At 66.9% G+C, this 13,749-nt stretch carries 13 protein-coding genes; all 13 read left to right on the top strand.

What is annotated here, in order from left to right; genetic code table 11:
* Positions 1-49 precede the first annotated feature (49 nt).
* The 13 genes from GSF02_RS10430 (at position 50) to GSF02_RS10375 (ending at position 13,701) form a co-directional block, all read left to right on the top strand.
* Entirely contained in the window at positions 50-517 is a 468-nt protein-coding gene (locus GSF02_RS10430) for a hypothetical protein (RefSeq protein WP_159795657.1), read from the top strand.
* Positions 514-885: a phage head-tail adapter protein gene (locus tag GSF02_RS10425; RefSeq protein ID WP_159795654.1), complete on the top strand. Its 372-nt coding sequence runs from the start codon at positions 514-516 to the stop codon at positions 883-885. The genes GSF02_RS10430 and GSF02_RS10425 overlap by 4 nt, the downstream gene beginning before the upstream one ends.
* Entirely contained in the window at positions 878-1,294 is a 417-nt protein-coding gene (locus GSF02_RS10420; protein ID WP_159795651.1) for a hypothetical protein, read from the top strand. Before GSF02_RS10425 ends, GSF02_RS10420 begins: the two co-directional genes overlap by 8 nt.
* A gap of 3 nt (positions 1,295-1,297) precedes the next feature.
* On the top strand, positions 1,298-1,804 hold the full coding sequence (locus tag GSF02_RS10415) for a hypothetical protein (protein WP_159795648.1): 507 nt from the start codon (positions 1,298-1,300) through the stop codon (positions 1,802-1,804).
* 78 nt (positions 1,805-1,882) lie between these two features.
* On the top strand, positions 1,883-2,443 hold the full coding sequence (locus tag GSF02_RS10410) for a phage tail tube protein (protein WP_159795645.1): 561 nt from the start codon (positions 1,883-1,885) through the stop codon (positions 2,441-2,443).
* 107 nt (positions 2,444-2,550) lie between these two features.
* On the top strand, positions 2,551-2,892 hold the full coding sequence (locus GSF02_RS18610) for a phage tail assembly protein (protein WP_201308880.1): 342 nt from the start codon (positions 2,551-2,553) through the stop codon (positions 2,890-2,892).
* 143 nt (positions 2,893-3,035) lie between these two features.
* Positions 3,036-3,317, top strand: coding sequence for a hypothetical protein (locus tag GSF02_RS10405; protein WP_201308879.1), 282 nt, complete (start codon positions 3,036-3,038; stop codon positions 3,315-3,317).
* Entirely contained in the window at positions 3,299-7,327 is a 4,029-nt protein-coding gene (locus GSF02_RS10400; protein WP_159795642.1) for a hypothetical protein, read from the top strand. Before GSF02_RS10405 ends, GSF02_RS10400 begins: the two co-directional genes overlap by 19 nt.
* Positions 7,317-8,186 (top strand): phage distal tail protein, encoded by an 870-nt coding sequence (locus GSF02_RS10395; protein ID WP_159795639.1) that lies wholly within the window; start codon positions 7,317-7,319, stop codon positions 8,184-8,186. The genes GSF02_RS10400 and GSF02_RS10395 overlap by 11 nt, the downstream gene beginning before the upstream one ends.
* 83 nt (positions 8,187-8,269) lie before the next feature.
* On the top strand, positions 8,270-9,130 hold the full coding sequence (locus GSF02_RS10390) for a hypothetical protein (RefSeq protein WP_159795636.1): 861 nt from the start codon (positions 8,270-8,272) through the stop codon (positions 9,128-9,130).
* Complete coding sequence (locus tag GSF02_RS10385) at positions 9,127-10,251, top strand: hypothetical protein (RefSeq protein WP_159795633.1); 1,125 nt, start codon at positions 9,127-9,129, stop codon at positions 10,249-10,251. Before GSF02_RS10390 ends, GSF02_RS10385 begins: the two co-directional genes overlap by 4 nt.
* Entirely contained in the window at positions 10,251-13,529 is a 3,279-nt protein-coding gene (locus GSF02_RS10380) for a hypothetical protein (protein WP_159795630.1), read from the top strand. The genes GSF02_RS10385 and GSF02_RS10380 overlap by 1 nt, the downstream gene beginning before the upstream one ends.
* The gene (locus GSF02_RS10375; protein WP_159795627.1) at positions 13,522-13,701 is read left to right on the top strand and encodes a hypothetical protein; all 180 of its coding nucleotides are present in this window, start codon (positions 13,522-13,524) and stop codon (positions 13,699-13,701) included. Before GSF02_RS10380 ends, GSF02_RS10375 begins: the two co-directional genes overlap by 8 nt.
* Positions 13,702-13,749: the final 48 nt, after the last annotated feature.

Raw genomic sequence — 13,749 nt, 5'->3', positions numbered from 1 at the left:
GCACTACTCCGGTCCACCACCCGCTCTAGCTGTGCTCAGGAGGTGAGCAGTGGAACCGCTGGCATCCCTTGAGGAGCTCCAGAACCGGCTCGACTGGGTGCTCGACGAGCAGGAGAAGGTCCTTGCCGAGAGCGCCCTTGAGGACGCCTCCGCGCTCGTGCGAGCCCAGGGGCTCAACTGGACCCCTCAGAACATCCCCCCGGTCGCCAAGACCATCGTCCTGGCCGCGGCGAGGCGCTACGTCGTCAACAACCAGGGTCTCGTCACGTCACGAGCGGGCGACGAGACCCTCCAGTGGGCCGACATCGGCGACAAGGCCGGGTCGGTCTACCTGACCGAGGACGAGAAGAAGACGCTCTCCACCATCACGCGAGGCGTCGGCTTCGGCTCGATCCCGATGACGGCATGGAAGACGCGCCCTGGCGCGGCGGACGACCGCCCGTACTACGTGCCGGTCTCCGGCTGGCCGGGCGAGCGACCGTTCCCCTACTACGCGAGCGACACGGAGCCCTGGTGAGCAGTGTGCAGAGGCGGCGCGGCCGGTACGTGACCTTCTGGCGCACCAAGCTGATCACCGACTCTCGCGGCAACCTCAAGAAGGTCGCCGACCCCGACTCGAAGGTGACCGTCCGAGCGGCGGTCATCCCACAGCGCTCCCAGCGCGCGGAGGTTGGCGCCGGCCAGGTCGAGATCAACGTGACGCGCGTGATCGTGGACGCCGGCATCCCTGGAGTCGACCTGTGGTCTCGCGCTGAGCTCGACGGCGAGGAGTGGGACGTCGTGACGCCCCCGTCCCTGCGCTGGGGCACTCGGCAGACCCGGCACTGGAGCATCGACCTCCGCCAGCGCCCGAGCCCTCCCCCCAAGGAGGCGCCTGGTGGCTGAGGTCTACAGGCGCGCCAGCAACGGGATGAGGGCGACGAAGGTCATCGCCTACCACCGCGTGACGCAGTGGGCGCTCGACGATGTGGCCGCCATCGGCGCCAAGCGTGCCGACGCAATCCTCGCGGCGCACGGCCGCAAGTGGCCCGAGGGCGAGTACGGAGAGCACTCCGACATCGAGGTCGTGAAGGGGAAGCTCGACCGCTACGTGGTCCTCTCCGACGACCGCGGACTCGGTGCGGCCATGTCCATCGAGTTCGGTCGAGGACCCGGCACGTCGTCCACCTGGGGCGAGATGGACCCCGTGGCGCCTCTGCGCCTGGCCTTCTCGGTTCCCGTGGACGGTCGGTCCATCGGCCCCCGCATGCGGGATGGCCGCTTCCGATCCAACAACCGCAACAACAGGAGGTAGGCCGTGTCCCTGTTCCCTCCTGACGAGATGCCGGACCTGCCTGATTCCGTCCTGGAGACGGCTGAGTTCTCCCCGGTGGAGGACGTCATCCTGCCCATCGTCCGCCGGCGCCTCCCGGGCGCACGGATCTACTCCGAGATCCCCGAGCCTCGGATGTTCCCGTTCGCGGTGATCCGCGTCGCCCCCACGAACCAGTTCTGGACGGGCGACATGCGCTTCATCGACTGGGCCTCGATCTTCGTTCACGTCTTCACCGAGGACCCCGACGGGGATCGCAAGGCCTCGCTCTTCTCGGATGCCATTCGAGTCGCCCTCTTCCGAGCTTTCCGTGAGCAGGACTCTACGGAGCATGGCTCGCTGAGCGCCTTGCGCATGACGAACCGACCGACGCGAAAGTCGGACTGGGCGACGTCACAGGGGCCGGTGCAGTACGCCGACCTTCCGACGAGCGTGACTCGATATGAGTCGCTCTACACGATCAAGATTCGCCGCCCCTTCGCGCGCGACTGATCCAAAGACATTCCACCGAGCCCGTTCCTCTCCGTGAGGGCGGGCTTTTCTCATGCCCTCTCACGGAGGAATCCATCAATGGCGCGTAACGACGCTGCAACGCTTGTCATCTCGACCGGCCGGCTGTACACGGCTCCGGTCGGCACCGAGTTCCCGACTTCTCTCGACACGCCCGCCAACCCCTGGGACGAGATCGGCCACACCTCCCTTGAGGAGATCATGGCTATCGCCTCCGAGGGCGGCGAGGCGACCACGCTGGGCACGCTCCAGAACAAGAACCTGCGGGTGGTCTACTCCGACCGCACGGAGACGTTCACGATCAACCTCCAGCAGTGGGACGAGCCGGGGCTCAAGCTCTACTACGGCACCAACATGGTCGACGTCAAGGACGACGGTTCGCTTCTCGGCGTCCCGACCGTGCCCGCGCCGACCGAGTGCGCATTCCTGGCCGTCTTCAAGGACCAGTCCCACGTGTTCGCGATCTACGCCCCGAAGGTCTCGATCTTCCGCGGCGACGACGTCGACCTCGCGGACACCGAGTCCCTCGCCTCGCTGCCGCTGGCGATCACGCCGCTCCAGCACGACACGAACGAGTGGACCTACGCCGTGACCCCGATGGGTCGCGTCACCGGCTCCTGACAACTCCCCCGGCCCTGAGTGATCGGCGGACCCGCTCAGGGCCGGGGTCCTCCCCTGCCTTCGGTCTGCCACCCACCACCCACACGCCTGAAAGGTCCGTCAACCAAATGGCTATCAAGCTTAGCGACATTCGCGCCGCCGCCGACAAGAAGTTCGGCCCCACGGTCTTCGACCTGGAGGACGGCAAGGAGCCTGTCGAGCTGGTCAACCCGCTGCGCCTCGACAAGAAGGTGCGCGACCGCCTCGCCAACCTCAAGGAGTCCATCAGCGAGGAGGGCGCCGACGAGGACGAGGTCATCTCCGGGCTTCTGATCGACGCGGCCAAGACCCCGGCCGGCGGCAAGCGGCTGGTCGCCGCGGCCGGCGGCGACAAGGGCGTCCTCCTGACCTACTTCGAGATGTGGATTGAGGGGACCGACCTGGGGGAAGCCTCGCCCTCGGAGAGCTGATCGACGACTACGGAGAGGCCCTATACGCGGACTTCGCCTTCCATTACCAAACGGACTTCGTTGAAGTCATTCGACAGGTGATGGACGGCGAAGTCCGCGCCTCTTTCGTAATGGCGAAGATCCAGAGGCTCCCCGAGGATTCCATGACTCTCGCCATGCACAAGGGCGGCCGCGAGAAGTGGGTCGAACACTTCGGCTGGACCCGAGACCGATACATGATGGCGGACTTCTTTGACGCCATGCAGTTCAACACGCAGGCGACCGGCAACTGGAAGAAGAAGGCGCCGGAACTGCCGAAGTACCCGCGACCGAAGGTCGTCAAGAAGCAGAGCAAGCCCGTCACCGTGGCTGATCTACACCGTGCCTGGATGGGCAAACTCATGCGCGATAGCGGAAAGGGTGTCACATGGCAGACGCCGGCGTGACCATTGGTCGGGTTAGTGTTCGAGTCTATCCAGACACGAGCAATTTCCGACGCGACCTCAAGCGTCAGCTTGAGCAGATCGAGAACCGCCTCAAGCTGACGGTCGATGCTGTTCTCAACACAAAGATGCTTGAGAAGCACGCCGACGCCGTGGTCACCCGCATGAACCGCACCTCCGAGCGGCGCAAGCGGCGGATCTACTTCGAGGCCGCCCTCGACACGGACGGCCTCCTGGTCCACACGCGCGCCGTCTCGGAGACGCTTGACCGCTACCTGCGAGACAAGCAAATCAAGATCCTCGCCGAGCTGGACGACGAGTCGCGCAAGAAGGTCAAGAAGGAACTCGATGACCTGATCGAGGACTACGACGGCGACTCTGTCGACCTTGAAGCGAAGGTCAACTCGATTGTCGCTCGCGCCGAGCTCGCCCGGGTCTCGCGTGACCGTGTGGTCACCATGTTCGTCAACGTCTCGAAGGCGTCCGTCGCCCGAGCCGAGGCGACCCTCGCCGCACTGGCGGGCGTGCGCCTGCTGTCGAGCACCCTGCGCAACATCTGGGACCTGTTCAAGAACCTCGACAAGAACATCCCGCTCATCGGCACCATCGCCGAGGCGGTCATGGGTCTCGGCGCCGGTCTCCTGGCGGCGCTGAGCAACACCTTCGCGCTGTCGAAGGCGCTGGCTCAGATCGGCGGACTCGTGTTCGCCCTGCCGGGCATGGCGGGCGGCTTCGCGTTCGGCATCGGCGCCGCGGTCGCAGTCCTCAAGGACTTCAACGCGGTCATCCCCGAGGTCGGCCAGCGACTCAGCCGGCTCCAGGACTCGATGTCGGATGCCTTCTGGGGGATCGCCGAGGGGCCGATTCGCCGCGTGGTCGACGACCTCTTCCCGCAGTTCGAGGGCGGTCTGATCAAGACCTCGCGCGCCCTGGGCGTCTGGTTCGGTGGCCTCGCCGCTGAACTGAACGGGGCGCTGGACGGGTCGCTCCATCCGATGTTCTCGAACCTGGCGACCTCCATCGCCATCGCCGCCAGCGCGAACGGCGCTCTGGCGACCTCCATCGAGGTCCTTGGCCGTCGCGGAGCCGAGTACCTCCCCCGCCTGGCGGGCTGGTACAAGCGCGTTGCGGAGGGCTTCGCCGACTGGCTGGTCGAGGCGGACCGCACGGGCCGTCTGAACGACTACATCGACACGGCCATCACGCAGCTCGGTCACCTGGGCGGCGTCCTTCGCGAGACCGGCCGAATCTTCTGGGGAATCGCTGAGGCTGCCGATGAGGCGGGCGGCTCTTCCCTGGCGCAACTGCACGACACGCTGCGCAAGGTCGCGGACGTCGTCAACCGCGAGCCCTTCCGCTCGAACCTCGTTGACGTCCTGACCGCCGCCCATGACGCCATGTCCCTCATCGCGAGGGAGTCGGGTCCTGCGGTCAAGCGGTTCTTCACCGACTTCCCGAAGGTCATCGCCCCGGCGATGCGAACCGCGGGCGAGGGCATCGGCGATCTCGTGCGCGGGATCTTCGAGGCGCTCAACACCGACGGATTCGCCTACGGGTTCCTCGACTTCCTCGACGGCATCCGCGAGGGCATCTCCGCCCTCGACGGCATCTGGAAGCCGCTGGGCGACGCTCTCGGAGCCATCGGCACCCTGGCCGGCACCCTGGCCCGCGAGTTCGGCCCGCTCCTGGGAGAGCTCATCACGTCGCTCTCGCGGGCGGCTGTCGACATCCTGCCCAGCCTGACGCCTGCCATCGAGTCTCTGGCGGACACGGTCGGCGACATCCTCGAAGTCACCCTGCCCGCCGTGACCGGGCTCGCCGAGGGGCTGGTCGCGCTCGGTACGTCCGCACTGGGCTCCGGGCCTGCGCTCGCTGGCGTCGTCCTGGCCCTCGGCGGCCTCAAGCTCGCCCTTGCGAGCAAGTCGCTGGTGGAGACCATCACCGGCCTGACGACCTTCTTCGGCAGGGCGCCTGACGCCGAGCGCATGGGCAAGGCGATCAACGGCATCTCCAAGAGCCTCATCGCCATCGCCGCCGTCGCGACAGGTGTCGGCCTCGTGGCCGACGGGCTGTCGAAGATGAACGTCAACGCGCCTGACTCCAGCAAGCTCGTCAAGTCGTTCGACGCACTGGCGGCCGGCGCGACCACCATCGAGGAGATCGACAAGCTCTTCGCCGGCCGTGAGCCGAACTGGTTCCAGAAGACGTTCCTCGCGCCCTTCGCTGACAGCGCCTTCTCGGCCAACCAGATCGACGGACTCGCGGACGCCTTCGAGCGCCTGGAGAAGTCGACGGGTGGGTTCTGGGACAAGGTCGAGTCGGGCAAGTCCTTCACCGGCTGGTCCTGGCTCAACACGCCCGCCTTCAACCAGGCGGCAGAGGACGTCGAGGGGCTGGACAAGGCCCTTGCTGACCTCGTGCTCTCGGGCAACGAGGAGGCACTCGGCGCCGCCCTCGACTACGTCAACCTCAAGCTGTCCGAGAAGGGCCAGTCGCTCCAGGACGTCACGGAGCACCTCCCCCAGTACAAGGAGGCGCTGGAGAGCCAGGCAATCGCCGAGGAGCTCGCCGCCCAGCGCTCCGCCCAGGCGGCCGCTGCGCAGCAGGCTGCATTCGCCCAGTACGAGGACGCGATCAATCGCGTCAACGGACTGACGCCGTCGCTCCTCCAGTCGATCAACGACACCTCCAAGGAGTTCATCAACCTCTCCACGGGGCTCGACGAGGAGGCCCTGCCCTCCGTTGATGCGTGGCTGACCAAGCTCGAAGAGCAGGCCACCGCGATGAGTGAGTGGGCCGACAACCTGGTCGCCATCAAGGAGCGAGGCGTCTCCGACGCCGTGATCCAGGAGCTCGCCCGGCTCGGCGAGGAGGGCGCCCCAATGGTCGCCCAGCTTGTCGACGCCTCGGATGAGGAGTTCTCGCGCCTTGAGGAGATCGTCCGCCTCAAGACTGAGGGCGCCGCGGGCGCGGTCGGCTCCGCGTTCGCCCAGATGAGTGAGGACGTCGCGGCCGAGCTGTCCAAGCTGTCGCCGGAGGCCCAGCAGTACCTCGAAGACATGGGCATCACGCTCAACATCGGGGCGGGCGGTGCCGTGGGCCAACTGGTCGATGGCCTCAACGCGGGGCAGCCGGCAGTGGGTGAGGCCGGAGCCGCCGCGGCCCTGCGCTACAAGGAGGGCGTACTCGACCAGCTCACGGCCGTCCAGGGCGTGGGCGCCTCCCTTGCCGCCGCGGCGGTGAGCGGGGCCGGCGCTGCCGGTGGCGCACTTGCCGGGGTTGGTGCCGTGGCGGGTGGTTCGTTCGCGACCGGGATCTCCGGCACTGCCGGTGAAGCCCAGGGCGCAGGGCGGGAAGTCGCAGGCTCCGTGCCTGTCGCCCTCGACGGCATGACCGCGCTCCTGCTGCACACGCAGGGTCTCGCCGCCGGTAACTCGTTCGCGAACGGCATCTCGACGTCGGCGATCTTCGTGATGACGGCGGCAGCGGGCCTGGCCCAGGTCGTTGATGTGCCCGGCGCTGGATCGCTCCTGTTCTCTGACGGCCTCGCCGCGGGGCAGGGGTTCGCCAACGGCATCAGTGCCAAGCAGGGAGCGGTCCGGGCGGCGGCTTCACGCCTCGCTGGCATCGCCAAGTCGGCGATCCAGAGCGCACTCGACATCCACTCGCCCTCTCGTGTCACGCGAGAGATGGGTGGCTATGTGGTCGACGGCCTGGTCGTCGGCATCGAGGAGCGAATGTCGCACCTTCGCCGAGCCATGAATCGCGTCGCCGACGTAGTCAGCTCGACGGATGTTCAGAGCCCTTTCGAGGGCCGCATTGACACGGCCGTTCCGGTCGCATCCGCCCCCTACGGCACCATCGCCGATTCCCCCGTACCTGTGGGCGCCCCTTCGGGCGACGTCAACATCCAGGTCTCGGTGACCAAGCCTGGCGCTACCGCCGAGGAAATCGCCCAGGCAATTGCCCATGAAGTCCGTGGTATCTCCCGTGGAGGACGCTATGCCGGTTGAGCCGAATGACACTGAGGTCTTCTCCCTCAGTGGCTACGAATTCGGACACGTCAACGGGCCATGGCGAACTCTCGATTGGGAGGTCATTGATCTCGGCGTCGAAACGACGGACGCAGTGATCAATGGACGCACGCTGTTTGGGCGGGACACTGCGATCCCGCCCGTCTGGCGCCTCCGCTTCCGCTCCCTGGTTCCCGGGGGCGAGGCGGGGGCGCAGGACGCCGTGGCGCGCCTGGTGCAGGCGTGGCGCACGGCGAACACTGCGTCACCTGGCACGGACGTCCCGCTGCGCTACTACATCGCTGGTCGATGGCGCCGGGTGTGGGGACGTCCTCGACGACTGACCGTCCCCACCGCGGACCCTCTGGTCACGCGCGGCCGTGCCGAGGTGACCGCTGAGTTCCAGCTCACCGAGGCGATCCACTTCGACGACACATCGCAGTCGGCGCAGGTCTTCGGAATCCCGCCGTCGACCGGTGGAATCGTCGCGCCCCTCGTCTCGCCCCTGACGACGACCAAGACGTCGGACATCGCCTATCGGTTCATCACGGTAGGTGGCGACATTCCGGCGCCGATCAAGGTCACCTTCACGGGGCATGCGACAAACCCGTGGGCTCGCATCGGCGGAAAGATGGTCCGCCTCAACGGATCCATTGCCGCCGGCCAGTCCGTGACCGTGGACTCGCGCGCAATGACAGTGCTTCGCAATGACGGCGCCTCTGTCGCAGGAATGCTCAATCGCACTACCCGGCTCGCTGACCTTCGACTCGCGCCGGGTACTCACGAAATTCAATTTGGCGGCGGCTCTGGTGAGGCGTCGGTAACCGTCGCGTGGAGCGACGCCTGGAGGACTTTGTGACGCTTGACGGTAAGCCTTGGATGATCGGCGGGGGTGTTGAGCACCCGGTGGAGGTTGCTCGCGCCCTCGCCCACATGTCGACGATGGGAACCTCCGGAGTCGGTACGCCGACCTCCTTCAAGGTCACCCCCACGACCACGCCTGGCCCGAACATCCGGGTGTTCCCCGGCATCGGTGCGGCCAACTCCGCCTACTCGGGCGGGACGTTCCAGTCGTACGTGCTCTTCGGTGGCAGCTCGACGGACATCCGCATCACCCCCACCGGCTCTTCTGGCGGGCGCACGGACCTGGTCATCGCGCGGATCAAGGACCCGCAGTACGAGGGCACGTGGCCGGCCGATCCGCAGGCGATGGACTACGCCTACATCGACGTGATCGAGGGCGTGCCCGCGAACACCGCCGGTACTCATGGCCTCGGCCTCCAGTACCCGTGCATCGCCCTGGCGCGCATCAACATCCCAGCGAACACGGCCACGATCACCGCGGACATGATCACCGACGTCCGCCGGCTGGTCGCCCCTCGAAGCAACCGGATCATCGAGGCCACGGTGCCGGGCGGCAACTCCGCCCTGACCAGCACGAGCAAGACCCGGTGGACCTCTTGGCTCCCGACGGTCTACGTGCCGCAGTGGGCCACCAAGGTCCAGGTGACTGCGCACCTGTCCTCGCTGTTCGTGACCGGCTCGACTTCCGGCTTGATCGACGTGCGCCTTGGCGGACAGATCTCCAGCAACCTTCCCTACGACTTCGAGCAGCCGTCGAACGCGGTCACCTCGCGTGCCAGCCTCACCGTGACGGGCGGCTTCGATGTGCCTGACGGGTGGCTGGAGACGACTCAGGCGATCTCGCTGTACGGCACCCGCTCCAGCGGCAAGTCGGGCACCCTCGCGCTCAATCAGAGCCAGGTGCTCTACGACGTCTACTTCTACGAGGACACGAAGTGACGCGCTGGCGGTACATCGCTCAGGCGATTCCGTCAGGCGAGTTCCTCGACTGGGAGCTGCCCCTCAGCAACGTCGAGATCACCCGCACGCTGTCCGGCCCCGGTCGCCTCACGGGCACCATCCCCATCCACCTCAGCCGCCTGGACGCCGTGCTCCGCCCCTGGGGCACGGCCATCTGGGCAGAGGCCGACGGTTACATCCGCGGCGGCGGGATCCTCATGCCCTGGACCCTCGATGGGCAACGGGCCGAGATCGACTGCATGGGGATCTCGGGCTACCCCCAGAGGATGCCCTGGACGGGCTCCACGCAGGCTCGCCTCAACGTCGACCCGCTGGACATGGTCCGCCTCATCTGGAGCCACCTCCAGGACCAGGAGAACGGCGACCTGGGCGTCCAGGTGGACGCCACCAAGAGCACCGTGCGCATCGGCACTGCCGAGTATTGGACGGACGCCAAGGGGAACGTCGTCAAGCCGGCCGACCCCAAGAAGCTCCCGGAGGGCTGGACCCACCACGAGGCGGAGCCCTTCCCCCTGGAGTGGTGGTCGACGCACGACCTCGGCCGCGTGATCGACGACCTGGCGGTGCAGACCCCGTTCGACTACCTGGAGCACACCTCCTGGTCGGGCAACTCCCTGCGCCACCGACTCCAGCTCGGCTTCCCGACCATCGGGTCTCGCCGCGAGGATCTGCGCTTCGCCCTGGGCGAGAACGTCTCGGTGACCCCGACGCTCGACGCGGACGACGACGACTACGCCTCCGACGTACTGGCGCTCGGCGCCGGCGAGGGCAAGGCGATGGTCAACACCACCCTGCACCGCTCCGGCGCGAGCGGGCTGCGTCGCGTCCACGTCTACACGGACAAGACGGCGCGCTCGAAGACCGCCCTGTCCAACTCCGCACGGCGTGAACTCTCGTGGCTTGTCGGCAAGCCGCGGATGCACGTGGTGAACGTCATCGACCACCCGCACGCGCGACTCGGCTCCTTCGATGTCGGCGACGAAATCTTCGTCTCCGGCCACACCGGATGGGTCGCGCTGGACCGCTGGGCACGAATCGTCGAGATGGTCACCGAGCCCGACAACGCGGACCAAATGACACTGACACTCGTGGAGGTCTAATGCCCGAGTCGCGCGAATTCCGACGCCTTGCGACTGACATCACCACGATCAAGCGCCGCCTCGCCGCCGTCGAGAACTCGCCCCGACTGGCATGGTCCTCCCTCCAGATCCCGACCGGAGAGAGCGCGGACGGTTCGAGTGAGGACTTCCTCGACATCACCGTTCCTGACCTCTACGACGCGGCTCGCGGCGCCGGCGACATCGCGGAGCAGGTTGCCTCCGAGCTGACGGAGGCTCGTGAAGAGCTCGACCGTGAGATGGGCGAGCTCGCAAACAACCTGGGTGATCTCGCGGTCGATCTCGACGAGCTTGAGAACACCACGCTGCCGAACCTGCGCACCGACCTCACCAACCTCGACACGCAGTTGAACGAGGCGCGTACCGAGCTCAACAACGAGATGGGGCAGCTCAACACCCAGCTCGGCGGTCTCAACACCCGGCTCGACAAGGCTGAGACGGCGATCACCACGACGCTGCCGGACAGCATCGAGCGCGCACAGGAAGCGGCTGACCTCGCCGAGAAACTGCTCACCAGCAGCACCGCGGCGCCGACGAAGGCGGATGGCGCCGGACGGCCCGTGGGTGCGGTCTGGGAGCAGCGCAACGCCTCTGGGGCTCGCACCGCAGCGTGGCGCTGGGACGGGACCGACTGGCAGCCCTACGGGCTCGACCCGACGATCATCCCGAACCTGGCCGCGTCCAAGATCACGTCCGGGACTATCGCCACCGCGCGGCTGGACGCCGAGGAGGTGGCCGGCGCCGTCGGCACCTTCCTGGACCTGCGGGCCGACCAGATCACGGCCATCGGCGCCGGCTTCCAGACTGCGGTCGCCGAGAACCTCTGGGCGAAGAAGATCGCCGCGGGGAAGGTGCTCGCGGACGAGGTCGTCATCGGCAGCGGCGCGAACCTACTCGCCGAGCCCGACTTCGCCCAGGGTGGGCAGGGCTGGGTGAACGCTGGCGCTGCGTCCTACACCACCGTCCAGGATGGGCCGGACGGCGCCCCGACACCGGTGATGCGGTTCGCGCCCACGACGAACGACTACAGCGTTCCCAATGCCGCGTGGCCGACCAGCGGGGACACTCCGCAGGTTGAGGGGGGTAAGCGGTTCCGGTTCGTCATGCGCGCTCGCGTGGTGTCCGGCTCGACGGGGCGACTTCGCCTCCGCGCAGGTCTGTTCCGCGACGGGGCTAGCAACGCGTGGCCGCTCTTGACCAACGAGCTCGACGCCTCGACCGCAACACGCGGGCAGTGGGTGACGCTCACGAGCGACGGGCTCTCCGGCGGGTCGTTCGCGATGTACACCAACCGCGACCGCATGAGCGTGTCGGTGCATGCCAGCGGAGCCGCCGGGACCGTGTTCGAGGTCGCGTTCGTCGCCATGTATGCGATGAGCGATGCGTCCCTCATCGTGGATGGCGCCGTGGGTGCGCGGCAGGTGAACGCCCAAGAGGTTGCCGGCGCCGTCGGCTCCTTCGTCAAGCTGAACGCCGACCAGATCACCGCCGTTGGGGCGGGCTTCAACACTGCCGTCGCAGAGAACCTGTGGGCGAAGAAGATCGCCGCAGGGCGTGTGCTCGCGTCGGAGGTCATCATCGGCTCGGGGCCGAACATGATCCCCTGGGACCCGGCCGCCGGCGTCGAGCCGCACGGGGGCTGGTCGGGCTCCACGGTGCAGGCATTCAAAGATTCGGACGTTGGTTGGTGCATCAAGGCTGACGGGGGCAACACCACCGACGGCAATTTCGGGTATGCGATCCGGCTCGGCTCTGGGTACACCGCACGCAACGGCCGCGAGCAGGCCTTCGATGTGGAGCCGGGGGCGTCCTACCGCCTCCGGGTCGGGGTAGGCATCGCGGGCTCCATGCCCTCTGGCGTCACGCGCCAGGTGCGCTGGGTTGTCGCCACCCAGGGGCAGGACGCGGGCACCACCCTGGAGTACCTCAACTCGGACCCCATCGCCGCGAATGCGTTCGGCGCCGACATCCCCTACCTCGACTTCATCTTCACGCCGAAGCCGGGCGTCGTTTCGATCAGCGTATATCTACAGAAGACGTGGTTTTCTAGCGGCTCTTTGCTCGTTGTGAACCCGACGCTCACGAACGCCGCCGACTCTTCGCTCATCGTCGATGGTGCCATCACCGCGGACAAGCTCAAGTCGAACGCCGTCACCACGGACAAGCTCGCGGCCAATGCGGTCACGGCCGACAAGATCGAGGCGAACGCGGTCACCGCAGGGAAGATCGCTGCCAACGCCATCACGGCGGACAAGATCGCCGCCAACGCCCTCAACGGCAAGGTCATCACCGGCGCCATCGTCCAGACAGCCTCTTCCGCTACCCGCATGGTTCTGAGCAACGCCTCGAACGACATCACGCGCCCCGGCATCTGGTTGTACGACAGTAACGACGTCTATCGCTGGACGACTCAGATCAGCACCGCCGGCCTTCCGATCCAGGTGTACCGAGACGCCAAGGATGTGCGACGCCTTCAGCTCTGGGAAGGCGGCATGCTCATCTACGACGAGAAGGGTGTGCAGCGCGGCTCGTATACAGCCCAGTCGCTCTCGATCAGCTCGCCGCTCGACAAGATGATGTTCCGCGTGTCGCCCGAGGTATCCAGCGGCGAGACCATCATGGAGTTCTTCGGAGCGGACACTGGCAACCGCCTTGGGCACATCCTGCGAACCCCGGGCGACCCGGGCTTGCAGATCTACGGCGGCAACGACAATCGCGGCTGGGGCCTTCTTGAGGTCATGGCGACCACCGATGGCCCGCGCGTCCGTAGCCGATCCGTCTACCTGCGCACCACGTCGGCCGGCGCGAACGTCTACATCTCGTCCGACTACACCCTGGCGCGCTCCACGTCCCTCAAGCAGTACAAGTACGACGTCCAGGACGTGGAGCCGAACACGCGCCTGCTGCACATGCCGGTGCGGTCATGGTTGGACAAGCAGGCGGCCATCGACGCCCGGATGCGAGGCGATGACCTTCCGACCACGAGGCAGGTCGGCGTGGTGGTCGAAGAGGTGCAGGACATCGCGCCGGAGCTCGTCACGCGCGATGTGGACGGCAAGCCGAACGGCTTCGCCTACGACCGCCTGGCGGCCGAGCTGATCCTCGTGCTGCGGGACTTGACCAACCGCATTGAGGTGCTGGAGGGCAAGGAGCCCACGGCATGGCAGCCGAGCCCGGTCTACGACAAGTTCGCCGACGACGACATCATCAGCGAGATCTACGGGTATGACCCGGAGGAGAGCGAGGAGCCCAATGGCTGACGCGCACGGACAGCGGTACATCGAGCGCTGGGCGATGAAGGACCACGACGGGCTCACGGAGCGCAACATCCGTGGCGCGGTGGCTCTCGGCTGGCTGACCGCGGATGAGGCCTCTGCCCTTGTGGGCGACGAGGCCGACGCCCCCGACAGCTCCGAGACAACTGGAATGTGAGGCTCTATGGCCGCGACAAAAACCTTCGGCGGCAAGACATACACCAAC

Origin of the sequence: Puerhibacterium puerhi, from assembly GCF_009846865.1 — a bacterium.
In the GTDB taxonomy this organism is placed as follows: domain Bacteria; phylum Actinomycetota; class Actinomycetes; order Actinomycetales; family Cellulomonadaceae; genus Puerhibacterium; species Puerhibacterium puerhi.
The sequence above is the reverse complement of the archived record's forward strand: the minus strand, read 5'-3'. Positions and strand labels throughout refer to the sequence as shown.

Bases quoted from the DNA above. Each gene is read 5' to 3' on its own strand.
- GSF02_RS10380 (WP_159795630.1), top strand. From the start codon at position 10,251: ATGCCCGAGTCGCGCGAATTCCGACGCCTTGCGACTGACATCACCACG.
- GSF02_RS18610 (WP_201308880.1), top strand. From the start codon at position 2,551: ATGGCTATCAAGCTTAGCGACATTCGCGCCGCCGCCGACAAGAAGTTC.
- GSF02_RS10405 (WP_201308879.1), top strand. From the start codon at position 3,036: ATGACTCTCGCCATGCACAAGGGCGGCCGCGAGAAGTGGGTCGAACAC.
- GSF02_RS10410 (WP_159795645.1), top strand. From the start codon at position 1,883: ATGGCGCGTAACGACGCTGCAACGCTTGTCATCTCGACCGGCCGGCTG.
- GSF02_RS10390 (WP_159795636.1), top strand. From the start codon at position 8,270: ATGGGAACCTCCGGAGTCGGTACGCCGACCTCCTTCAAGGTCACCCCC.
- GSF02_RS10375 (WP_159795627.1), top strand. From the start codon at position 13,522: ATGGCTGACGCGCACGGACAGCGGTACATCGAGCGCTGGGCGATGAAG.
- GSF02_RS10400 (WP_159795642.1), top strand. From the start codon at position 3,299: ATGGCAGACGCCGGCGTGACCATTGGTCGGGTTAGTGTTCGAGTCTAT.
- GSF02_RS10395 (WP_159795639.1), top strand. From the start codon at position 7,317: ATGCCGGTTGAGCCGAATGACACTGAGGTCTTCTCCCTCAGTGGCTAC.